The sequence below is a fragment of the Streptomyces sp. NPDC006372 genome (assembly GCF_040612515.1).
GTDB lineage: Bacteria > Actinomycetota > Actinomycetes > Streptomycetales > Streptomycetaceae > Streptomyces.
In genome coordinates this window covers 144,684-165,820 of the sequence record NZ_JBEXQJ010000002.1, presented here as the reverse complement: position 1 = coordinate 165,820, position 21,137 = coordinate 144,684, and the positions used below count along the sequence as shown (strand labels likewise).

The 21,137-nt window shown below is 72.2% G+C and carries 16 protein-coding genes; 11 read left to right on the top strand and 5 right to left on the bottom strand.

The window, feature by feature from the left end; genetic code table 11:
• Positions 1 to 89: 89 nt before the first annotated feature.
• From ABZ016_RS05200 to ABZ016_RS05175, 6 genes are all read left to right on the top strand, one after another.
• Positions 90 to 1,781, top strand: a complete 1,692-nt coding sequence (locus ABZ016_RS05200; protein ID WP_356915193.1) for a serine/threonine-protein kinase — start codon at positions 90 to 92, stop codon at positions 1,779 to 1,781.
• Between the two features lie 105 nt (positions 1,782 to 1,886).
• Entirely contained in the window at positions 1,887 to 3,167 is a 1,281-nt protein-coding gene (locus ABZ016_RS05195) for a serine/threonine-protein kinase (RefSeq protein ID WP_356915192.1), read from the top strand.
• Between the two features lie 37 nt (positions 3,168 to 3,204).
• On the top strand, positions 3,205 to 4,854 hold the full coding sequence (locus tag ABZ016_RS05190; protein ID WP_356915191.1) for a serine/threonine-protein kinase: 1,650 nt from the start codon (positions 3,205 to 3,207) through the stop codon (positions 4,852 to 4,854).
• 66 nt (positions 4,855 to 4,920) lie between these two features.
• Positions 4,921 to 6,597: a serine/threonine-protein kinase gene (locus tag ABZ016_RS05185; protein WP_356915190.1), complete on the top strand. Its 1,677-nt coding sequence runs from the start codon at positions 4,921 to 4,923 to the stop codon at positions 6,595 to 6,597.
• A 144-nt stretch (positions 6,598 to 6,741) separates the two neighbouring features.
• Positions 6,742 to 8,370 (top strand): succinic semialdehyde dehydrogenase, encoded by a 1,629-nt coding sequence (locus ABZ016_RS05180; RefSeq protein ID WP_356915189.1) that lies wholly within the window; start codon positions 6,742 to 6,744, stop codon positions 8,368 to 8,370.
• Between the two features lie 78 nt (positions 8,371 to 8,448).
• Positions 8,449 to 10,236 carry a GMC family oxidoreductase gene (locus tag ABZ016_RS05175; protein ID WP_356915188.1) on the top strand — a complete coding sequence of 596 codons (1,788 nt, stop codon included), beginning with the start codon at positions 8,449 to 8,451 and terminating at the stop codon, positions 10,234 to 10,236.
• A gap of 91 nt (positions 10,237 to 10,327) precedes the next feature.
• Here the strand turns inward: ABZ016_RS05175 and ABZ016_RS05170 are convergent, their stop codons facing one another.
• The gene (locus ABZ016_RS05170) at positions 10,328 to 11,311 is read right to left on the bottom strand and encodes an LAETG motif-containing sortase-dependent surface protein (protein WP_356915187.1); all 984 of its coding nucleotides are present in this window, start codon (positions 11,309 to 11,311) and stop codon (positions 10,328 to 10,330) included.
• Positions 11,312 to 11,525: 214 nt separating this feature from the next.
• Here ABZ016_RS05170 and ABZ016_RS05165 point away from each other — a divergent pair, with 214 nt between their 5' ends.
• Complete coding sequence (locus tag ABZ016_RS05165; RefSeq protein ID WP_356915186.1) at positions 11,526 to 12,662, top strand: hypothetical protein; 1,137 nt, start codon at positions 11,526 to 11,528, stop codon at positions 12,660 to 12,662.
• A 575-nt stretch (positions 12,663 to 13,237) separates the two neighbouring features.
• Here the strand turns inward: ABZ016_RS05165 and ABZ016_RS05160 are convergent.
• The gene (locus tag ABZ016_RS05160) at positions 13,238 to 13,561 is read right to left on the bottom strand and encodes a chorismate mutase (RefSeq protein ID WP_356915185.1); all 324 of its coding nucleotides are present in this window, start codon (positions 13,559 to 13,561) and stop codon (positions 13,238 to 13,240) included.
• Between the two features lie 288 nt (positions 13,562 to 13,849).
• Here ABZ016_RS05160 and guaA point away from each other — a divergent pair, with 288 nt between their 5' ends.
• Complete coding sequence (gene guaA, locus ABZ016_RS05155; RefSeq protein ID WP_356915184.1) at positions 13,850 to 15,430, top strand: glutamine-hydrolyzing GMP synthase; 1,581 nt, start codon at positions 13,850 to 13,852, stop codon at positions 15,428 to 15,430.
• 40 nt (positions 15,431 to 15,470) lie between these two features.
• On the opposite strand, the gene ABZ016_RS05150 is transcribed toward guaA, so the two are convergent.
• Positions 15,471 to 15,944, bottom strand: a complete 474-nt coding sequence (locus ABZ016_RS05150) for a pyridoxamine 5'-phosphate oxidase family protein (RefSeq protein ID WP_356915183.1) — start codon at positions 15,942 to 15,944, stop codon at positions 15,471 to 15,473.
• 189 nt (positions 15,945 to 16,133) lie between these two features.
• On the opposite strand from ABZ016_RS05150, the gene ABZ016_RS05145 reads away from it, so the two are divergent.
• From ABZ016_RS05145 to ABZ016_RS05135, 3 genes are all read left to right on the top strand, one after another.
• Positions 16,134 to 16,928, top strand: coding sequence for a class II aldolase/adducin family protein (locus ABZ016_RS05145; RefSeq protein ID WP_356915182.1), 795 nt, complete (start codon positions 16,134 to 16,136; stop codon positions 16,926 to 16,928).
• 400 nt (positions 16,929 to 17,328) lie between these two features.
• Positions 17,329 to 18,609 carry a hypothetical protein gene (locus ABZ016_RS05140; protein ID WP_356915181.1) on the top strand — a complete coding sequence of 427 codons (1,281 nt, stop codon included), beginning with the start codon at positions 17,329 to 17,331 and terminating at the stop codon, positions 18,607 to 18,609.
• Positions 18,610 to 18,800: 191 nt separating this feature from the next.
• The gene (locus tag ABZ016_RS05135) at positions 18,801 to 19,325 is read left to right on the top strand and encodes a DoxX family membrane protein (RefSeq protein ID WP_356915180.1); all 525 of its coding nucleotides are present in this window, start codon (positions 18,801 to 18,803) and stop codon (positions 19,323 to 19,325) included.
• Positions 19,326 to 19,362: 37 nt separating this feature from the next.
• Here ABZ016_RS05135 and ABZ016_RS05130 read toward each other — a convergent pair whose 3' ends face one another.
• Together ABZ016_RS05130 and ABZ016_RS05125 are read right to left on the bottom strand one after the other, a co-directional pair.
• A complete protein-coding gene (locus tag ABZ016_RS05130) occupies positions 19,363 to 19,605 on the bottom strand; it encodes a hypothetical protein (RefSeq protein WP_356915179.1) in 243 nt (80 codons plus the stop codon).
• Entirely contained in the window at positions 19,592 to 21,076 is a 1,485-nt protein-coding gene (locus ABZ016_RS05125; RefSeq protein WP_356915178.1) for a PspC domain-containing protein, read from the bottom strand. The genes ABZ016_RS05130 and ABZ016_RS05125 overlap by 14 nt, the downstream gene beginning before the upstream one ends.
• Between the last annotated feature and the right edge of the window lie 61 nt (positions 21,077 to 21,137).

The following is a 21,137-nucleotide window of genomic DNA, read 5'->3' as shown; positions in this document are numbered from 1 at the left end:
CGGTCACCGTGGTACCCCGCTTGTTCCCTGAGGAAGGGCGGGTCCTTACGCTGACCCTGTCAAGACCATTGCGGGGCAACGTGAATCAGATGCAGGGCCAGCTCGTCGCGGGCCGCTACCGGCTCGCCGACTCGATCGGCAGCGGCGGCATGGGCCGGGTGTGGCGCGCCCATGACGAGGTGCTGCACCGGTCCGTCGCCATCAAGGAGTTGACGGCGGCCCTCTACGTCTCCGAGAGCGAGCAGGCGATCCTGCTGGCCCGCACCCGGGCGGAGGCGCGGGCCGCCGCGCGGATCAACCACTCCGCGGTCGTCACCGTGCACGACGTGCTGGAGCACGACGGCCGCCCGTGGATCGTCATGGAACTGGTCGAGGGCCGCTCCCTGGCGGACGCGGTCAAGGAGGACGGACGGGTCGAGCCGCGCGAGGCCGCCCGCATCGGCCTCTGGGTACTGCGGGCCCTGCGCGCCGCGCACACCGCCGGCGTCCTGCACCGCGACGTCAAGCCGGGCAACGTCCTCCTCGGCCGGGACGGACGCGTCCTGCTCACCGACTTCGGCATCGCCCAGATCGAGGGCGACACCACCATCACCCGCACCGGAGAGGTCGTCGGCTCGGTCGACTACCTGGCGCCCGAGCGGGTGCGCGGCCACGACCCCGGCCCGTCCTCCGACCTGTGGGCGCTCGGCGCGACGCTCTACACGGCGGCCGAGGGCCGCTCGCCGTTCCGCCGCACCACACCGCTGACCACCATGCAGGCCGTGGTCGAGGAAGAAGCCGCCGAGCCGCAGCACGCCGGTCCGCTCGGCCCCGTCATCACCGCTCTGCTGCGCAAGGATCCCGCCACCCGGCCCGACGCGTCCGAGGCCGAGCACCTGCTCGCCGAGGCGGCGGAGGGGCGACGCCCGGGCGGGGCGCAGGCGTACGTCCCGACGCAGTACGGAGGCACGTACCAGGACGTCCACAGCGGTACGGGCACGGTCGGCACCGGCTCGGGATCGCACACCCGCACGCCGCTCCCGCCGCTCGCCGGCACCCCGGCCACGGGCACCCCCGTCACCGGCACTTCGACGACCGGTCCCACCACGGTCGGCCCGGTGGCGACGGGCCCGCAGCCGTCAGGGCCGCAGCAGGCCGGTTCCGGCCGGCGCCGCCGGTTGCGTACCGTCGCCCTCGTGGTCGCGCTCGCGGCCATCATCGGTGGGACCACCGCAGTGGTGCTCCAGCAGTGGAACGAGGGCCGGCAGACGCCGGGCGGCACCTCCGGCTCCGTGAATCCCGCGAGCACACAGCAGTCCGGGGGGTCGGAACCCGACGGCTGGGTCCGCCACGACGACCCCGCGGGTTTCAGCCTCTCCCTGCCCAAGGGCTGGAAGCGCAAGCCCTTCGGCCCGCAGGGCGAGCTCAAGCAGATCGACTACACGCCCGACGGCGGTCGGCACTTCGTCCGGATCGCCGTCGACACCTCCCCGGACTTCGGCGACCCGTACGCGCACCAGCTCGACCTGGAGCAGCAACTGAAGGATCTCGTCGACTACAGGCGGGTCACCCTGGAGCGCAACGTCTACCGTGACCGGGGCGGCGCCCTGTGGGAGTACACCTGGACCGCGCGGGCGAAGGACACCAAGTTCCCCGGCCCGCGCCGCGCCATCGAGGAGACGTACATCGCCCGCGACGGCACCGAGTACGCGCTCTACATGTCGTCGCCCGCGCGGGACTGGGCGAAGGCGCGCAAACAGTTCACCCTGCTGCTCCAGGGCTGGCAGGAGAAGACCTCCTGACCCAGGTGCCTCCCGGCGTCCGTCCCTTCTGACCCGGGCCGTCTGTTTCGGCCACTGGTGAGCGCCGTCCCGGAGTGGATCCGTCCGGTGGGGCATGATTGCCGCATGGTGACCGAGGGGCACAACATGCGTGTCATCGCGGGCCGTTACCGGCTCGAGGCGCGGCTCGGGCGCGGTGGCATGGGCGTGGTCTGGCGGGCGACCGACCAGTTGCTCCGCCGGGGCGTGGCGGTCAAGGAACTCCCGTACGACGAGACGCTCTCCGCGGCGGACGCCCGCCGGCAGCGGGACCGTACGCTGCGCGAGGCCCGGGCGGTCGCCCAGCTGAGCCATCCGAACATCGTCGTCGTCCATGACGTCGTCGAGGACGACGAACGCCCGTACATCGTCATGGAGTTGATCGAGGGCGGCTCGCTCGCGGACCGTATCGCCGGACAGGGCCCGGTCGACGCCGCCGAGGCCGCGCGCATCGCCATCGACCTGCTGAGCGCGCTGCGCGCCGCGCACGCGGCCGGGGTGCTGCACCGCGACCTCAAGCCCGAGAACGTGCTGCTGGAGGCCGGCACCGACCGGGTCGTCCTCACCGACTTCGGCATCGCCCAGATCCCCGGCACCCCCACGCTCACCGAGAACGGCTCCTTCGTCGGCTCGCCCGAGTACACCGCGCCCGAGCGGATGTCCGGGGCCAGGACCGGGCCCGAGTCCGACCTGTGGTCGCTGGGCGCGTTGATGTGCGCGGCCCTCAGCGGCGAGTCGCCGTTCCACCGCGACTCGCTGGGCGGCATCCTGCACGCGGTCGTCGTCGGCGACATCCAGCCACCCGCACAGGCCGGGCCGCTCCTGCCCGTCGTGCGGGGCCTGCTGGAACGCGATCCGGACCGGCGGCTGGACGCGGACCGGGCCGAACGGATGCTGCGGGCGTTCCGCGACACGGGCCGTACGCCGCAGTCGCCGCCGCCCGAGTACCCGCCTGCGGAGCAACGGGCCGCGACGGGCCGGCAGCCGCCTGCCCGGCAGGCCGTCACCGACCGGCAGCCGCAGCCGCCCCCGTCTCCGCACACGTCGGAGCTGCCCGCCCGGCAGTCCACGCGGGGCATGCTCGTGGCCGCGCTGCTGGTCGCCGCGATGGCCGGGGCGGGGGTGTCCGCGGCGGCGCTGCTCATGAACCGGGACGGCGACGGCGGCGGGCCCGCGCCGACGACTTCGGCGCCGGAGACACCCAGGACCGGCACCCCCTCCCCGAGCAGCACGACCTCGCCCGGAGCCGGCACCCCGAGCGCCACCGGGACCGGCCCCACCGCCGGGACCGGCCCCACCGCCGGGACCGGCCCCACCGGGACGGACCCCGCTCCGCGTCACGGATCTGCGACTGAAATGCCTCCGTAGTGGAGGGGTAAGCGGTTGGCGCGATAAGGATGAACCCATGAGCAGCAACGGGGGAGCCCCATCCGGGGCAGAAGAGCCGACGAGCTATGTTCTGCGCCCGCCGAACCCGCGGGCGCCGGTACCGGGCAACCCGTACGCGACCCCCACCCAGGCCGTGCCGCCCCAGCCGGAGACAGCGGCCACAGCGGCCGAGGATCCCGGCGCCGGGCGGCTGATCGCCGGGCGGTACCGGCTGATCGCCAAGCTCGGGCACGGCGGCATGGGCACCGTGTGGCGGGCCAAGGACGAGACGGTGGACCGGGAGGTCGCCGTCAAGGAACCCCGCGTACCGGACGGTCTTCCCGAGCGAGAACGCGCCAACGCCTTCGAGCGGATGCGCCGTGAGGCACGCGCCGCGGCCCGGCTCGACCACCCGGCCGTGGTCGGCGTCCACGACGTCGCGGTCGTGGAGGGGCAGCCCTGGATCGTCATGGAACTCGTGCGGGGCCGTTCGCTCGGCGATGAGCTCCAGGAGGGCACCCTGTCCCCCCGCGAGGCGGCCCGGATCGGTCTGGAGGTGCTCGGCGCGCTGGAGGCCGCGCACGCGGCGGGCATCCTGCACCGGGACGTGAAACCGGACAACGTACTGCTCGGCCGGTACGGCCGGGTCGTCCTCACCGACTTCGGCATCGCGCAGATCGAGGGCGAGACCAGTCTGACCGACACCGGCGGCTTCGTCGGTTCGCCCGAGTACATCGCGCCGGAGCGGGTGCTGGGCCGGCGCCCGGGCCCGGCCGGCGACCTGTGGTCCCTGGGCGTGGTGCTGTACGCGGCGACGGAGGGCGTCTCGCCGTTCCGCCGCAGCAACACCCCCGCCACCCTCCAGTCCGTGCTCAACGCCACGCCCGCGCCGCCCACCTCCGCCCAGGGCCCGCTCGCCGAGGTCATCACGGGGCTGCTGCACAAGGACCCGGCCCGCCGTCCGGACGCCGCCCGGGTGCGGGCCCTGCTGGAGACGGCCGCGAACCCGCCGGCCCCCCAGCCCACACAGGCCGTCCAGGTCACGGGCCAGAGCGGCGGCAGGCGGCTCCGGCTCGGCCGCGCGGCGTGGCTCGGACTCGGCGCGGCGGTCGTCGCGGTGGCGGTGACGGCGTACCTGGTGCTCGCGAACCCGTTCGCCGGGCCGTTGCCCGACGGCTGGAAGACCGAGCGGGAGAAGGACCTCGCCGCGTCGCCGGCGTTCCCCGGCGGCTACGAGCGGACCGTGCCCGGCCCGGAGTCGGACGGCCGGGAGCACCGGGTCACGTACACCGACGCGAGCGGCAGCATCTGGATCGGCCTGACCCTCGACAAGAAGGCGGAGGACACGGGCGGCAACATCGCCGGCTCCGCGGCCGCCGAGATGTACGACGACGACGGCGAGTTCAAGAAGAGCGGCAGCTACGACCTGAACATGCCGGAGAACCCGAGGACGCGCCCCGAGGAGACCACCTACAGGGGCAGGAAGGCCGCGGAGAACACCGTCGTCTACGACACGAACGACAGCGAGAACCCCCGCCCACGCGAGCTCAGGATCTTCTACTACAAGGCGACCGGCGGCGACATGTACAAGCTCACCGTCAGCTACCCGGGCAAGGGCGACTTCACGGACCGCGGGCGTGAGGTGGCGAGGACGGCGATCGCGAACCTGGACATCGACGGGACCTGACGCGCCCCGGCCGACCGGAATCGGCCCGCGTCGACAAGCGGCCGCTTCGCGGGGTACTGATGGGGCATGAGCAACGACGGGGGCGGGGCGAGCGATGCCCGGGGGCGGTTGGTCGGCGGGCGGTACCGGCTGATCGAGCGCATCGGCTCCGGTGGGACCGGCACCGTCTGGCGGGCCCACGACGAACTCGCGCAGCGCGAAGTCGCCGTGCGACAGCCCCGGTTGCCGGGCCACCCGGACGACGAGAGCTACCGGCGGGCCGCCCACCTGCTCTACCGCGAGGCCCGCGCCGCCGCCCGCGTCGACCACCCCGCCGCCGTCACCATCCACGACGTGGTCGTCGAGGCGGAACAGCCGGACGAACGCGACGGCCTGGAAGCGGTCGACACGCTCGACCGACTTCCCTGGATCGTCATGGAGTGGGTGCCGGGCGAGTCCCTTCGCGAGGTGCTCGGGCGCGGGACGGTGGAGGCGCGCGAGGCCGCCCGGATCGGCCTCGCCGTCGTCGGCGCCCTGAGTGCCGCGCACTCCGTCGGCATCGTGCACCGGGACGTGAAACCGGCCAACGTGCTGCTCGGCCCGCACCGCCGTGTCGTCGTCACCGACTTCGGCATCGCTCATGCGCCGGGGGAGGAAGCCCTCGCCTCCGGCGGGGAGCCCGTCGACTCGCTGGAGTTCGTCGCACCCGAGCGGATGTCCGGCCGCATCGCCGGGCCCGCCTCCGACCTGTGGTCCCTGGGCGTCCTGCTGTACGCCGCCGTCGAGGGCTCGTCCCCGTTCCGCCGGGCCACGCCGGAGGCCACGCTCGCCGCGATCCTGGCAGCCGAGCCGCCCGACCCGAAGCAGGCCGGACCACTCGGGCCGCTGATCGCACGGTTGCTGGCGCGGGACCCCGAGGAGCGGCCGGACGCCGAGGAGGTCGTGAAGGAACTGGAGGCGGTGGCGGGGCCGTCGGCCGCCGAGGAACAACAGGGCGCGGAACACATACGGGAGTTCACGGAGGACAGCGGCACCGGGCGCCCCGATGAGGCCGCCGACCCGGCGAGGACCGACCCGGCGCGGACCGCCCCGATGGAGACCGGCCCGGCGGGGACCGCCTCAGCGGAGATCGATCCGCCGGAGACCGACCCGGCGGCGCAGCACGAGCAGGCGGCGCGGCGCGACGGGGCAGCCCCCAAGCGCCAGAGTCTCCTCCGTCCGGCCCCCCTCGCCCTCCTCAGCGCACTGCTCGCCGGCGGCATAGGGGCCGGTACCCACCTCGCCGACACCAGCAGCGCGGAGAGTGCCGAGCAGGCCGCCGGGACGACGGACACCTGGATCACGCACCCCGAGCCGGACATGGCAGCCGTACTCCGCCTCCCGCGCCACTACCGCCCGCTCGACCGCACCGGCAGCGCGACCGACCAGCCCCGCACGGCGCTCTACGGCGACGCCCGCGGCGGCACGATCCAGGTCCGCCTCCGCCAGTGGGACAAGGCGCCCGGCTCCCCGGCGAACCAGGCCGGCGAGGCGCACACCGGATCCACCCGGACCACCGTCCAGGGCTACGACGCCGCCCTCACCGACACCACCTACCACCTGGACGACGCCCCCAGGCGGGTCATGCGGGTGCTGATCCGCACCGACGACGACCGCATGTACGAACTGCGCGTCGACATGCCCAGCGGCACGCCGGAGGAGAAGGAAGGCGTCGCGGTCTTCGAGGGGGCCCTCGACCGGCTCGGTATCGGCGCTGGATCGTAAAAGGCCGAATCACACCGACCCGCACCCCACAACGCCCTGATCAGGGCGTTCGTTGCCAGCAGCCACTGGCGTCGTGTGTGCAGTCGGTGAAGCCGTATTACCGACGGGTACCCAAAGGCCCCCCTGAGGCATACCCTGCGCCTCATGACGGACGCGCACGCCCCGGAGAAGACCGGCACGGCACAGACCGGCACCAACCCCCTCGCCCCCGCCCCGGAGGGCGCCCGCACCGCCGCCGACGTGGTGACCCCCGAGCTGGTCGCCCAGCTCACCAAGGGCGTGGCCGGCTCCGGTCGTACCGCCAACCACTCGCCGTTCACGGGCGAGAAGCTGGCCGACCTCCCCGAGTCGACGCCCGAGGACGTGGCGGGGGCCTTCGAACTGGCCCGTGCCGCCCAGGCCGTGTGGGCGCAGACCCCCGTACGGCAGCGCGCCGCCGTCCTGCTCCGCTTCCACGACCTGGTGCTGGAACGCCAGGCCGAGGTGCTCGACCTCATCCAGCTGGAGACCGGCAAGGCCCGCCTGCACGCCCACGAGGAGGTCCAGGCCGTCGCGGTCGCCGCCCGGCACTACGGCCGCAGGGCCGCCGCCTACCTCAAGCCCAAGCGGCACGCCGGTGCCATGCCGACCCTCACCAAGGTCACCGAACTGCGCCACCCGCGCGGGGTCGTCGGCCAGATCGCCCCCTGGAACTACCCCCTGGAGCTGTCCGTCGGCGACGCGCTCCCCGCCTTCGTCGCGGGCAACGCGGTCGTCATGAAGCCGGACACGGAGACCTGCCTCACCGCACTCTGGGCGCGGGACCTGCTGATCGAGGCCGGCCTGCCCGCCGATGTCTTCCAGGTCGTCCTCGGCGACGGCCCGGTCATCGGCCCGGAGGTCGTCCGGCACGCCGACTACGTCTCCTTCACCGGCTCCACCCGCACCGGCCGTGAGGTCGCCCAGGGCGCCGCCGCCCGGCTGGTCGGCGTCTCCCTCGAACTCGGCGGCAAGAACGCCATGCTGGTGCTGGAGGACGCCGACATCGAGAAGGCCGCGGCCGGGGCCGTCCGCGCCTGCTTCTCCTCCGCCGGCCAGCTCTGCATCTCCATCGAGCGGCTCTACGTCCACGAGTCGATCGCGGACGCCTTCCTGGAGCGCTTCGCCGCCCGCACCAGGGCGATGCGCCTCGGCAAGTCCCTGGCGTACGGCGCCGACATGGGCTCCCTGGTCGGTGAACGCCAACTGGAGACCGTCACGCGGCACGTGGAGGAGGCGGTGGCGAAGGGCGCGAAGGTCGTCGCGGGCGGCGTGGCGCGTCCGGACATCGGCCCGTACTTCTTCGAGCCGACGATCCTCGACGGGGTCGGCACGGACATGTCGGTCTGCGAGGAGGAGACCTTCGGCCCGGTCGTCTCGGTCTACCGCTTCCAGGACGAGGACGAGGTGATCGAGCGCGCCAACGCCACGGCGTACGGCCTGAACTCCTCGGTGTGGACCAGGAACGGCCGGCGTGGCCAGGAGGTCGCGGCCCGCCTGCGCACCGGCACCGTCAACATCAACGACGGCTACGCACCCGCCTACGGCAGCGTCCAGTCGCCCATGGGCGGCATGAAGGACTCGGGCCTCGGCCGCCGCCACGGCTCCGAGGGCATCCTCAAGTACACCGAGGCCCAGACGGTCGCCCACCAGCGCGTCCTCCCGATGGCCCCCTCCCTGGGCATGGACGACGAGAAGTACGCCCAGTTCATGAGCAGGAGTCTCCGCCTGATGAAGGCATTCCGGTTCCGGTAGCCGACCTTCTTCAGGGGCGCGGGGAACTGCGCGAACACCACTGACGGCCCGCACGGACACTCAAAGGGGAGACGGCACGTGCCAAAGGACGCTTACGACTACGACGTCATCGTGGTCGGCTCCGGCTTCGGCGGCTCGGTAACCGCCCTGCGCCTCACGGAGAAGGGCTACAAGGTCGGTGTCCTGGAGGCAGGCCGCCGCTTCACCCGCGAGACCCTCCCCAGGAACTCCTGGGACCTCAAGAACTACCTCTGGGCCCCGAAGCTCGGCATGTTCGGCATCCAGCGCATCCACCTCCTGGGCAACGTCATGGTCCTGGCGGGCGCGGGCGTCGGCGGGGGTTCCCTCAACTACGCCAACACCCTCTACGTCCCGCCGAAGCCGTTCTTCGAGGACCCGCAGTGGCGGGACATCACCGACTGGCAGGACGAACTGAAGCCGTACTACGACCAGGCCCGGCGGATGCTGGGCGTCCGGCTCAACCCGACCATGACCCCCTCGGACGTCCACCTGAAGGCCGCGGCGGAACGCATGGGCTGCGGCGACTCCTTCCACCTCGCTCCCGTCGGTGTCTTCTTCGGCGACGGCGAGGACGCCGACGGGGCGGTGAAGGCCAAGCCCGGCCAGGAGGTGCCCGACCCGTACTTCGGCGGGGCGGGCCCGTCCCGCAGGGCCTGCGCGGAGTGCGGCGAGTGCATGACCGGCTGCCGCCACGGCGCGAAGAACACCCTCAACGAGAACTACCTCTACCTCGCCGAGAAGGCCGGCGCGGTCGTCCACCCGCTGACGACCGTCGTCTCGGTCACCGACGACTCGCGCGGCGGATACGCCGTCGCCACCCTCCCCACCGACGACCGCCGCAAGGCGAAGGGCCGCACCTACACCGCCCGCCAGGTCGTCCTCGCCGCCGGCACGTACGGCACCCAGACACTGCTGCACCGTATGAAGACCGGCGGCCAACTGCGGTACGTCTCGGACAAGCTGGGTGAGCTGACCCGCACCAACTCAGAGGCCCTGGTCGGCGCCCAGACCGACGACCGGCGCTACCGCAGGGCACACGGCGCGCCGAAGGCCGACTTCACACGCGGTGTGGCCATCACGTCCTCGATCCACCCCGACGAGAACACCCACATCGAGCCGGTCCGCTACGGCAAGGGCTCCAACGCGATGGGCGGCCTGTCCATCCTCCAGGTCCCCTACGCCCGCGGCGGCTCGGGCGCCTCACGGGTCCTGGGCTTCCTCGCCCACGCGGCGAAACATCCCCTGCTGGTGCTGCGTTCCCTGTCCAACCGCCGCTGGTCGGAACGGACCATCATCAGCCTGGTGATGCAGTCGCTGGACAACTCCCTGACGACGTACCTGAAACCGTCGGGAGCCGGCCGGGGTCTGCTCACCGCCCGCCAGGGGCACGGTGCCCCCAACCCCAAGCAGATCAAGGCCGCCACGGAGAACGCGTCGGCGCTCGCCGCCGAGATCAACGGCTTCGCGGGCTCGAACGTCGGCGAACTGATGGGCACCCCGCTGACCGCCCACTTCCTGGGCGGCTGCCCGATCGGCGCCTCCCGCGAGACCGGTGTGATCGACCCGTACCACCGCCTTTACGGCCACCCCGGCATCTCGGTCGTCGACGGCGCCGCGGTCTCCGCGAACCTGGGCGTCAACCCGTCCCTCACCATCACCGCCCAGGCCGAGCGGGCGATGTCGTACTGGCCCAACAAGGGAGAGCCCGACCCGCGCCCGAGGCAGGGCACGGCCTACGAGCGTCTCCAGCCGGTCGAGCCGAAGTCCCCGGCCGTCCCGGCGGACGCGTTCGGCGCGCTGCGGCTGCCGTTCCTGGGGATGCCGGCGGTGCCGCCGAAGAAGTAACCCGACCCGGCACACAGAAGAGGGACCTGCACCCCCCTCCGAGCGCAGGTCCCTCTTCTGCTTGGTGCTACGGCCTGCCGGCCGCTATGGCTTACGCCTCCACACCGGCCTTGCGGCGACGCACCACGAAGATCGCACCGGCACCGGCGACGACCGCGGCACCGCCGACGAGGCTGATCATCGGCAGGGCGGAGCTGGAGCCGGTCTCGGCGAGGCTGCCGGTGACCTCCGGCGTGTTGCCGCTCGGCTTCTCTTCGGTGACGGGCGCCTTGCCGCCTTCCTGCGGCTTGGTGCCCTCGGTGTCCGTACCGGCGGAGACGATCTGGAACTTGTACGAGATCTGACCGAAGCCGGTGCACTCGGCGTCGTTGTCGCCGTAGATCGTCGCGCCGAGCGAGAAGCCGGCGCCGACCGGGGCGGACTTCTTGACGTTGAGGCGCAGCGGGATGTCGACCTCGTAGTCGGGCTTCAGCTCGTCGGTGTAACCGACGTAACCGACCGCGTAGCCGCCCTCGTTGAGGTCGACCCAGATCTTGTCCTGGGGGTCCCAGGCCTGGAGCTGGACCTGCTTGCTGGCGAACAGGTTCTCGCCGTCCTTGTCGGAGGAGGCCCCGGCGAAGAAGTCGAGGTCGTTCAGCGTGGAGTCGGAGTTGTTGAGCACGTTCAGCGAGAACTTGTGCCAGCCGCTACCCGCCGCGATCTTGCCGGGCAGGCCGGTGATGCTGACGTCGACCTTGGTGTCCTTGCACACCGACGGCTCGGGGTCCGGGGACTCCGACTCCTCCGGCTCGGAGGCGGTGGGCGCCGGGGTGGACGGGCTCGCGGACGTGCTCGGCGCGCTCGACGTCGCGGGAGCGGACTCGCTCACGGACGCGCTCGGAGTCGGCGTCGTCTCGGCCGGCGTGGACTCGGTGGCCGACGGCGAGGAGGACGTCTCGGGAGCGGACTCGCTCACGGACGCGCTCGGCGTGGGCGTCGTTTCGTCGGTCGCGTACGCGGCCGGTGCCGCGAGCAGTGCCACCGGGGCTATGACCGCCGTGGCGGCCGCTGCTGCCATGGCGCGGCGAAGCTTCATGAAGACCTCGGAGAGTCCGGCGTACCGCGGGCTGCGGTACGAACGTTGGGGGAGGCCTCCGCGTGTGGGGCGCGGGAGTGGCCCATGGTTCGGCAGGTTTGATCCGTGAAACCTGTGAATGGTTGTGCTGGCATTCACAGGATTTTTATGTGTGCTGAGTCACATCCATGACCTTCTTGTGGAGGCGCTCACCGCCCGCTTAGATCTTTGATTCGTGTCTGACAAGCCGTCCGATGACCAGTCATCGGACTCGGAGATCCCCGACGACGTCTGGGAGCAGTTCACCCGTGACACCGAGCGGGACATCCGTGCCTCCGCCCCGAAGGAGCCGTCAGCCCGGGCCCGGATGGTGACCGAGCGGCTGCGGCAGCAGGACGCCCGGGGCGAGTCGCCGCCGGGGTGGCGAACCGATCCCGCCCGGCAGGAGAGGACCGTCAGGAGCGCGCGGCGCCGCAAACTGTGGGCCCTTGTCGGCGTGCCCGTCGCGGTCGTCGTGGCGTTGGTGGCCCTGAAGCCGTCGCTGCTGCCCGGCGACCCCTTCGGTACGGGGGAGCCACAGGCCGCCGGTGCGTCGCCCCTGCCCGCCGAGACCGCGGCGCCCACCGCCGCGCCCGGAGCGTCGGACCCCGAAACGCCCACCCTGGACGAGCCGTTCGCCGGCTCCCCGGCCCTGCGCTGGGCCGACGGGGAGGCCGGCATCGTCCTGCCCGAGGCGAAGGCCGTCGGCGCGGTCTCGAAGGGGCGCGTGGAACAGGCTCTGAAGCTCACGAAGAAGCTTCTGGTGGGCGCCAATCTCGACCTGGGGACGGTACGCGGCGAACGCCCCGAGGCCGCGCTCTCGCTGCTCGACCCGCGGCAGCCCAAGACCCTCGACGACCTCGAAACCGCCCTGCGCTCACCCAGCAGGGAGCACGACCCGCTGACCCTGTTCAGCCGCTTCGACCCCGATCGGGTACGGCTGGTCGGCGACGTGATCAAGACGCGCGGCCGCATGACGTTCGAGAAGGGCTCGCACGGGGGCGTCACCGTGCACGCCGACTACACCTTCGTCTACCCGGTGATGCGCGCGGACGGTTCCACCGAGGTCGCCCGCACCATCGTCCGCCGGGTCGTCGACGCAGAGCTCGCCGATCCCGCGCGGTACCGCGTCACGGAGGGCCGGCTGCTCCTTCTGAAGTACGACGAGGAGATCGGCAACTCCTCCTGCGACGTCCACGACGGCTATCTGCACCCGGGGTTCCCGTCGAGCCGGGACGAGGGGAGCCGTCCCACCGGCCCGACGACCGATCCGTACGACCGCAGCAGGAGCCTGGCCGACGGCGACGCCTGCGGGACGGTGTCGCGCACCTGACGACAGTCTGACGACCTGACGACGGCTTGGTGACGGCCGGACGACGGTCGGCGCAGAGGGAAGGGCCCCGCGGGAGAGCCGCGGGGCCCTTCTTCTCGTCAGCACCGACGTCAGGGCAGCGCCGGTGCCAGGAAGCGGCGCCGGGGGGTTGCGCCGCTGGTCTCGACCTGTGGCAGTCGGGCGATGCGGGTGTCCGCGGGGAGACTTGGCCCGTATGCGCATCGTGCTGGATGAACGCGGTGCCCGCAACCGTTCGACCCGGCCTCGTGCGTTGTTGCTCGTGCGTTCCTGCTCGTCGTTCTCGCACGGTCCGCCGGCCGGCCCCGGGCGTCCCCGGAGCCGGCCGTTCTCTTGGGTGACCGGGCTGCTGTCCCCTGCCGTCCGGTCACTTCCCTGGAGCGAGGTCCCACGACGCACGGAGCGATCCGTACGTCTCATCACCCCAGGGAGCCACGCGTGGTTCTCTCGGGCCCGCGCCTGGCTGGCGCGGACACCGGGACCAACGAGGCGGCACGGGGGCGGTCACGCGCCGTGCGGGTGAGAGGGGGGCGTACGTGTGTCCCCCGCACGGGGGTTCAGATCCTGCCCCGGCACAGCTCCAGCATGGTCATCGCGAGGGCGGTGCCCGGCTTGCCCAGCGCCTCCCTGTAGCGGCCGAGGACCTCCATCTCGCGGGAGAGGTTCACGCGCCGGCCGCCGGAGGAGATCCGGGCGTCCTGGATCACGGCGGAGACCGCCGCTCGTTCCTGGATCAGGCCGATGATCCGGTCGTCGAGCGCGTCGATGCGCTCGCGCGCGCCGGTGATCACGTCGGCGGCCTCGGGGGTGCGGGCGCCGGTCACGTCGGTGGCGTTCATGGAGGGGCTCCTGGTCTGTCGAGGGGTGCCCCGGAGCGGCAAGGCCCGGACGACGACAGACGCCCCGGGCCTTGTCGGCCCGGGGCGCCTGGGAAGTCGCTTGTCAGATGCTCAAGCAGCACGACCATGGCAGCCGGCGGGCCGGGTGCCATAGGTAAAGACGAACGTCTGGTGCGTGAGCATGGGGCAAGTATGCCCCGCGCCCCGGAGGTGTCCAACACGGCTCGCATCCTGAGACGGGCCCGTTACCCGGCGCCCGGAAGACGCCCGGTGGCACCCCGGTAGAATCGGGTGGCACAAGACCCCCGCCCCACCGCCGGAAGGCACCCCGTGTCATCAGCGACTCCCGCTGCCAGCGCCGCCGACACCGTCCTGGTCGTCGACTTCGGCGCGCAGTACGCCCAGCTCATCGCCCGTCGCGTCCGCGAGGCGCGGGTCTACAGCGAGATCGTGCCGAGCACCATGCCGGTCCGGGAGATGCTCGCCAAGAACCCCTCGGCGATCATCCTCTCCGGCGGTCCCTCGTCGGTGTACGAGGAGGGCGCTCCGAGCCTCGACCGCGAGATCTTCGAGGCCGGTGTCCCCGTCTTCGGCATGTGCTACGGCTTCCAGCTGATGGCGCGGACCCTCGGCGGCACCGTCGACAACACCGGCGCCCGCGAGTACGGCCGCACCGACCTGCACGTCTCCAAGGCGTCCTCCACCCTCTTCGAGGGCACCCCCACCGAGCAGCCCGTCTGGATGTCCCACGGCGACGCCTGCTCCGCCGCCCCCGAGGGCTTCTCCGTCACGGCCTCCACGGACGTCGTGCCCGTGGCCGCTTTCGAGAACGACGAGAAGAAGCTCTACGGCGTCCAGTACCACCCCGAGGTGATGCACTCCACGCACGGACAGCAGGTGCTGGAGCACTTCCTGTACCGGGGCGCGGGTCTCACGCCGGACTGGACGACCGGCAGCGTCATCGAGGAGCAGGTCGCCGCCATCCGCGAGCAGGTCGGTGACCGGCGCGCCATCTGCGGGCTGTCCGGCGGCGTGGACTCCGCTGTCGCCGCGGCCCTCGTCCAGAAGGCCATCGGCTCCCAGCTGACCTGCGTGTACGTCGACCACGGCCTGATGCGCAAGGGCGAGACCGAGCAGGTCGAGAAGGACTTCGTGGCCGCGACCGGCGTGCAGCTGAAGGTCGTGGACGCCGAGGAGCGGTTCCTCAAGGCGCTCTCCGGGGTCTCCGACCCCGAGGAGAAGCGGAAGATCATCGGCCGCGAGTTCATCCGGGTCTTCGAGCAGGCCCAGGCCGAGATCATCGCGGACCAGGGCCCGGCGGTGGAGTTCCTCGTGCAGGGCACCCTCTACCCGGACGTGGTCGAGTCCGGCGGCGGCAGCGGCACCGCCAACATCAAGTCCCACCACAACGTGGGCGGCCTGCCGGAGGACCTCGAGTTCAAGCTGATCGAGCCGCTGCGCAAGCTCTTCAAGGACGAGGTCCGCATGGTCGGCCAGGAGCTCGGCCTGCCGGACGAGATCGTCCAGCGCCAGCCGTTCCCCGGCCCCGGCCTCGGCATCCGCATCGTCGGCGAGGTCACCAAGGAGCGCCTGGACCTGCTGCGCGAGGCCGACGCCATCGCCCGTGAGGAGCTGACCGCGGCCGGCCTCGACCGGGACATCTGGCAGTGCCCCGTGGTCCTGCTCGCCGACGTCCGCAGCGTCGGCGTCCAGGGCGACGGCCGGACCTACGGTCACCCGATCGTCCTGCGCCCCGTGTCGTCCGAGGACGCCATGACGGCCGACTGGTCGCGCCTGCCCTACGACGTCCTCGCGAAGATCTCGACCCGGATCACCAACGAGGTGCGTGACGTCAACCGCGTCGTCCTCGACGTGACCTCGAAGCCGCCGGGCACGATCGAGTGGGAGTAAGCCCTCACGGGCTCCACGGGCTCCACGGGCCTCAGGGTTCTTAGGCGCGCTTGATCGTGCGCAGGGGGGTGCCGGGCTTCCAGACCTGGACGACCAGGTACTTGTCGTCCTCGACGTAGGTGCGCACGACCTCCGTCAGCTCGGTCCGGAAGAGGTGGAACGGCTCCGGCGGTTCCACCTCTTCGGCGTATCCGGCCTTGGTCTCCACGTCGTCGACCTCGATCGCCCGGCCGCCGATCCGGACGTCGCCCCCGCCCATGCCGGTGCCCTCGCCGGGGTTCGCCTGGAGCGCGAAGCGCGGGTCGCGGCGCAGGTCGAGGGCCTTGAGCGAGTCCGGCATCATGCCGAGCCACAGTTCGCCGCCCAGGAACCGCACCTCCAGGCCGGTGGTACGGGGCGAGCCGTCCTTGCGGAGGGTGGCGAGGACGTGGTGCGTGTAGGCGCCGAAGCGCTTCTCGACGAGACCGGCCAGCTCGGGTTCGGCGGTGACGAAGGTCGCCCAGTTCGCTGTCATGAGGACGAGTCTGGCGCCGAAACCCGACATCTGCTGTCGGCTATTCGTGGGGTCCGGGCGCCCGGGGGCACACGGGTATGCGTGGGGTGTTCAGGGGGCGCTCGTCTCCATCTTCACGAAACGGTTCTGTTCTTCCCTGCCTCACCGACGGTAACTTCCGCCCCGTACGTGGAACACGCTGGAGGACCTATGCACGGGCCCACCCCGCCCCTGCCCCTGCCCACCGAGCGGCTGCGGTTCGCGATGCCGCCCATGCACGAGTCGGTCGAGGACGAACGCCGGCACCGCAAGGAACGGCTGGCGGGCGCCCTCAGGATCTTCGGGCGGCTCGGCTACGAGGACGGTGTCTCCGGGCACATCACCGCCCGCGACCCGGAGTTCACCGACTGCTTCTGGGTCAACCCCTTCGGGATGCCCTTCCGGCACGTCACCGTGAGCGACCTGGTGCTCGCCAACCAGGACGGCCAGGTCGTCGAAGGCGCCTACCACGTCAACCAGGCGGCGTTCACCGTGCACGCCCAGGTGCACGCCGCCCGTCCCGACGTCGTCGCCGTCGCCCACTGCCACTCGGTGCACGGCCGGGCGCTCTCCACGCTCGGCGAGCTGCTGGAGCCGATCACCCAGGAGAGCTGTGCCTTCTACGAGGACCACACTTTGTACGACTCGTACACGGGCGTTGCCGTCGACGCCGAGGAAGGGCGGCGCATCGCGGCCGCGCTGGGCTCCCGCAAGGCGCTCGTGCTGCGCAACCACGGGCTGCTGACCGTCGGCGACTCGGTGGACGCGGCGGCCTGGTGGTTCGTGTCGATGGAACGCTCCTGCCAGGTGCAGCTGACGGCGCAGGCCGCCGGGCGCCCGTTCCGGATCGACCACCGGATGGCGGTGGCGACACGGGAGCAGCTGGGCGGCGACCTGGTGGCGTGGATCAACTACCAGCCGATGTGGCAGGAGGTCAGCCGGAGCGAGCCGGACCTGCTCAGCTAGGCGGCTGTGCTGGGCGGGCGGCGCTGCTGGGCTGGGCTGGGCGGCGCTGCTGGATGGTCTCGGCCATATGGGGATTTCTGCAGTCAGGTCAACACGGCACGCCGAACTTCACTCGTGCTGACCACGGGGACGGTCGTGGACCGGGTGGTATAGGGCACAATTCGCTTTCGTCGCACGGGAGTTGCACAGCGGTGTTTCCGGGGTCCGGAAGGCCGGCGGTGATGGGGTCGCGGGAAGGCGGGCGTCGGGCGTGGCGGTGCGCGAGGCGGGACAGGGTGGCGCGGATGCGGGCGCGTACGCGGATGCGGGGACGGGTGTCGGAGCGTATGCGGGTCGGTACGCCGATGGCCTCGGCGGTGGCTATTCCGGTGGGGCCGCGGGCGGGTACTCCGGTGGTGCTGTGAGCGGTTACCCGGGCGGGCACGGCGATGCGCCCGGCGGGGAGCACGGAGGAGGGTGCACCTGCGGGGACTGCCCGCACGGGGCGCGTGAGGGGCATCGGCGGGCTGTCGCCGCGTTCCTGCGCAGACGCGACGAGTTCGCCGCCGGGCAGGGCCTGCCGGCCGCGGTGGCCCACTCCGCCTCCGCTTCCCGCCAGTGGGTCTCGGAGGAGCTGGCGCAGTCCGCGGGACTCGTCGCCGAGCGCGGACGCGCCGAGGGCCAGGCCTGGCTGACAGGTCTGTGGGGCCGCACCGCGGGTACGGTCTGGGCGGCCGTCGTGCTGTTGCTGCTCGGGCAGTCCCTCACGGCCGTCGGCGCGGGCTGGACGGCGGCACGAACGGCCGGGCTGGCCGCCGCGCTGGCCGTCGCCGTTGCGCTGACGGCGGCGTCGTGGTTCCACCGCGCGAAGGGCGGCGCGCTCGCTCCCGTGATCGGTGAGGACCACCGTCTGTCCACCTCCCGTACGGTCGCCGCGGCATGGGTGCTCTTCGTGGCCTACTCGGTGCTCGTCCTCGCGGGACGGCTGGCCGCCGCCTCCCGGCCCGAGGAGCGGGACGCGCTCGTCTCCGGGCTGGAACTCGCCCGCGGCGCCGGGGTCGTGACCGTGCTGGCCGTGGTGTGCGGGATCGCCGTCCTCGTGCGGCGGGTGGTCGGACTGCGGGTGCTGAGTCAACGGCTGCAGAAGGTACGCGCCGACCGCCCGCGAGCGGCCGACCTGCTGACCGACGACGCGGGGCGCGGCACCTTCGCCGACATCCAGTACGTCGTCGTCAGCGCTGTCGCCCTGGTCTTCGCGGCGGTACGGCTGGCCAGGCGGCCGGACCACTTGCCGGACCTGCCGTGGGGGCTGGCGGTGGTGGTCCTGGTGTCGGCCATGACGTACCTGGCGGGCAAGTACGCGGAGGGCGGCCGCCCGGTCATCCTCTCCGTCGTACGGTCACGCGAGGCCGGCGACCTGGACGCGCCGATCCGTACGGGCGACGACATCGAGATCCGGGGCGCCGGGTTCGTGCCGCCGGGTGCGCAGGGCGCCGACCGGCTGGCCCGGATGGTCGTCCGGGTCGGCACGGTCCACGTCCACGTGCCGTTGGTGCCCGTCCCCGGAGGCTTCAGCAACCCGACGGACACGGTGCTGACGGTGCCGGTGCCGGCCGACGTGGAGCCCGGGCGGGTGGAGGTGCAGGTGGTCACGGCGGCCGGAGCCGAGACGAATCGGTACGCGGTCGATGTGACGGAATGAAGATGTGACGGAGTGAAGGTGGGCTCCGGCACCGGCCGGGGCGCCGGAACCCCGGTCGGACGGCTCGCACCTACGGCCCGACCGGGCAAGTCAGCAAAAGCCGCAGCAACAGGATTGAGCGGGGTCGGTTCGTCATACGTATGGTTCTCTGAGGGGGCTCGGCATCGGCGGGCGAGAGGCGGCTAGCGGCGGTGACTCACAGTATGCGGACGGACACGTACTCCTCCTATCACCACGGCGACGGAGGCCGGCGTGACAGCGCCGCCCGCTACGCCCTCCTCCCTCTGCGTATCTTCCTCGGCGTCACCTTCATCTACGCCGGCTTGGACAAACTCACGGACAGCGCCTTCATGAAGGACGCCGGTGCGGGCTCGATCGGCGACATGATGCGTTCCGTTCGCGACTCCTCCGCCATCCCCGCCCTGGTCGACCTCTCCCTGAAGAACCCTGTCGGCTTCGGCTACGCCATCGCCTTCGGAGAACTGGCCGTGGGCATCGGCACCCTGCTCGGGCTGCTCGCCCGTCTGGCCGCACTCGGCGGTGCACTGATCTCCCTCAGTCTGTGGCTCACCGTGAGCTGGGCCTCCGACCCGTACTACTACGGCAACGACCTCGCCTACCTCATGGCCTGGATCCCCCTCGTCCTGGCGGGCGCACCCCTGCTCTCCATGGATGCCGCACTGCGGTCGCGACGACGGCAGCGGGCAGGCTACTGACAGCGCCCCGACGGCGGCCGGCGCGTGTGGCTCGCTGTCAGCCGGCCATGTCCGGGCCCGGCTCGTCGGCCGTGGTGCGGCCCACCGAGCGCCGTCGGCGTATGCGGCCCGTCAGGAACGCCACCACGCCGGCCAGGCACAGCCCACCCGTGACCAGGGGAATCGCCACGAACCAGGGCGTCTCCCAGGCGCCGCTCGCATCCCCCGCGTAGAGGACGCCCGCCGCGATGAGGACGAGGCCGGCGACCAGCTTTCCGGGCTGGAGCTCATGACGCAGCACGGGTCACCTCCGCCTGTCCCATGCCGACCTGGAGGTTCAGGTCGATCGTGCCGGACTTCTTGACGCTCTGGGCGGGGGAGAGGGTTATCTCCTTGTGCCGGCCCGGTTTCACGTCCACGTCCTTCGGGTCGTCGCCCGGCAGCTGGAGGTCTCCGACCCCTACGTCGACGTTCAGCCGCACCGTCACGTCCGCGGGCACGAGCACCTTCACCCGGCCCACGCCCACATCGGCCCCCGTCGTCACGGTCTGTCGTCCGGTCAGGTCCAGCCGGGTCAGGTCCAGGGTGCCGACGCCGGTGCCCAGCTCATACCAGTCCCGTACGTCCGCCGCCGTGGCCGGCTGCCAGGTCGTGCGGTTCCACTGGGTGCCGATGTCCTTGGGCAGTGCCGCCGAACCCGCGAGCAGACCCGCCGTGACGATCGCCAGGAGAATCGAGCCCGCGCCGGTCCGCCCCAGGAAGGCACTGACGGCGATACCCAGGCCGAAGACGGCGAGCGCGCAGGCCAGACCGGTCTGCAGGCTGGTGCCGAGGGGGTGCTCGTCCCAGGTGAGGCTCGTCCCCATGGAGCCGGCGAACACCGCCAGCAGGAAGATCCAGCCGCCGATCGAGCGGGGGGCGCGCGGCTTGGACGGCCGGGTGTGCGCAGCGGGTATGTCCTGGCGGTCGCCCGGTACGAGGCCGAGGCTGATGCTGATGGCTGCCGCGACATCGACATCGCGGTACTCGCGGGGGCCCCACAGATAGCCGGTGCCGCCGAAGTGCCTGCCGTCCTTGACGATGGGGTCGCGCCACCAGGAGGGGAAGGCGGCGGGCACCGGCGGCGCCTGGGGCTCCGGCGGCGCGTCGGCGACGGCCTGGGCGGCCAGCGGGTCGGGGCCGGGGGCGTCGCGCCGGCGGGACCAGTAACCCGCGCCGGCGAGGAGGAGGGAGAGGACGACGGCGAAGGTCAGCACCCCGCCGTTGTTCAGCAGGGTCAGGAACACCCCGCAGCCGACCAGCGCGAACAGCACGGCCGTGAGGGCCTGGCCGTCGACACGGCCCGTCAGCAGCTTGCGCACCTCGTTCTCGTCCTCGTCGTCGTACGGGACGAAGAGCCAGGCGAAGCCGTAGAAGAGGAGACCTATGCCGCCGGTGGCGGAGAGCACCGCGAGGGTGATCCGGAAGATCACCGGGTCCATGTCGCACTGCCGCCCGAGCCCGGCGCAGACACCGGCCAGTGTCTTGTGGTGGCGGTCGCGCCGGAATTTCCGGGGCAGCCCGGACGCGGTGACGTCCCCGGCCGGACCCGCCGCGTCGGGCGCTCCCCTCTCTTCACCCGCGTCCGCGCGCCCGTGTGCGCTCGGGGGCGCGGGGGAGTCCGTGGGCGCGGTGCCCGCGGCGGGCGCGGCATCCTGCGGCCCGGCGCCCGGTGCGGGGCGCGGGCCGGAGCCGGGTCCCGGACCCGTCGCGGCGTGCTCGTGATCGGTCATGGGTCCATGGTGACGGGCGCGGTGCCGCGGCGGCAGTCGGAACGACCCTGGCCGGACCCTG

Bases quoted from the DNA above. Each gene is read 5' to 3' on its own strand.
- ABZ016_RS05200 (WP_356915193.1), top strand. From the start codon at position 90: ATGCAGGGCCAGCTCGTCGCGGGCCGCTACCGGCTCGCCGACTCGATC.
- ABZ016_RS05195 (WP_356915192.1), top strand. From the start codon at position 1,887: ATGGTGACCGAGGGGCACAACATGCGTGTCATCGCGGGCCGTTACCGG.
- ABZ016_RS05190 (WP_356915191.1), top strand. From the start codon at position 3,205: ATGAGCAGCAACGGGGGAGCCCCATCCGGGGCAGAAGAGCCGACGAGC.
- ABZ016_RS05185 (WP_356915190.1), top strand. From the start codon at position 4,921: ATGAGCAACGACGGGGGCGGGGCGAGCGATGCCCGGGGGCGGTTGGTC.
- ABZ016_RS05180 (WP_356915189.1), top strand. From the start codon at position 6,742: ATGACGGACGCGCACGCCCCGGAGAAGACCGGCACGGCACAGACCGGC.
- ABZ016_RS05170 (WP_356915187.1), bottom strand. From the start codon at position 11,311: ATGAAGCTTCGCCGCGCCATGGCAGCAGCGGCCGCCACGGCGGTCATA.
- ABZ016_RS05150 (WP_356915183.1), bottom strand. From the start codon at position 15,944: ATGACAGCGAACTGGGCGACCTTCGTCACCGCCGAACCCGAGCTGGCC.
- ABZ016_RS05145 (WP_356915182.1), top strand. From the start codon at position 16,134: ATGCACGGGCCCACCCCGCCCCTGCCCCTGCCCACCGAGCGGCTGCGG.
- ABZ016_RS05125 (WP_356915178.1), bottom strand. From the start codon at position 21,076: ATGACCGATCACGAGCACGCCGCGACGGGTCCGGGACCCGGCTCCGGC.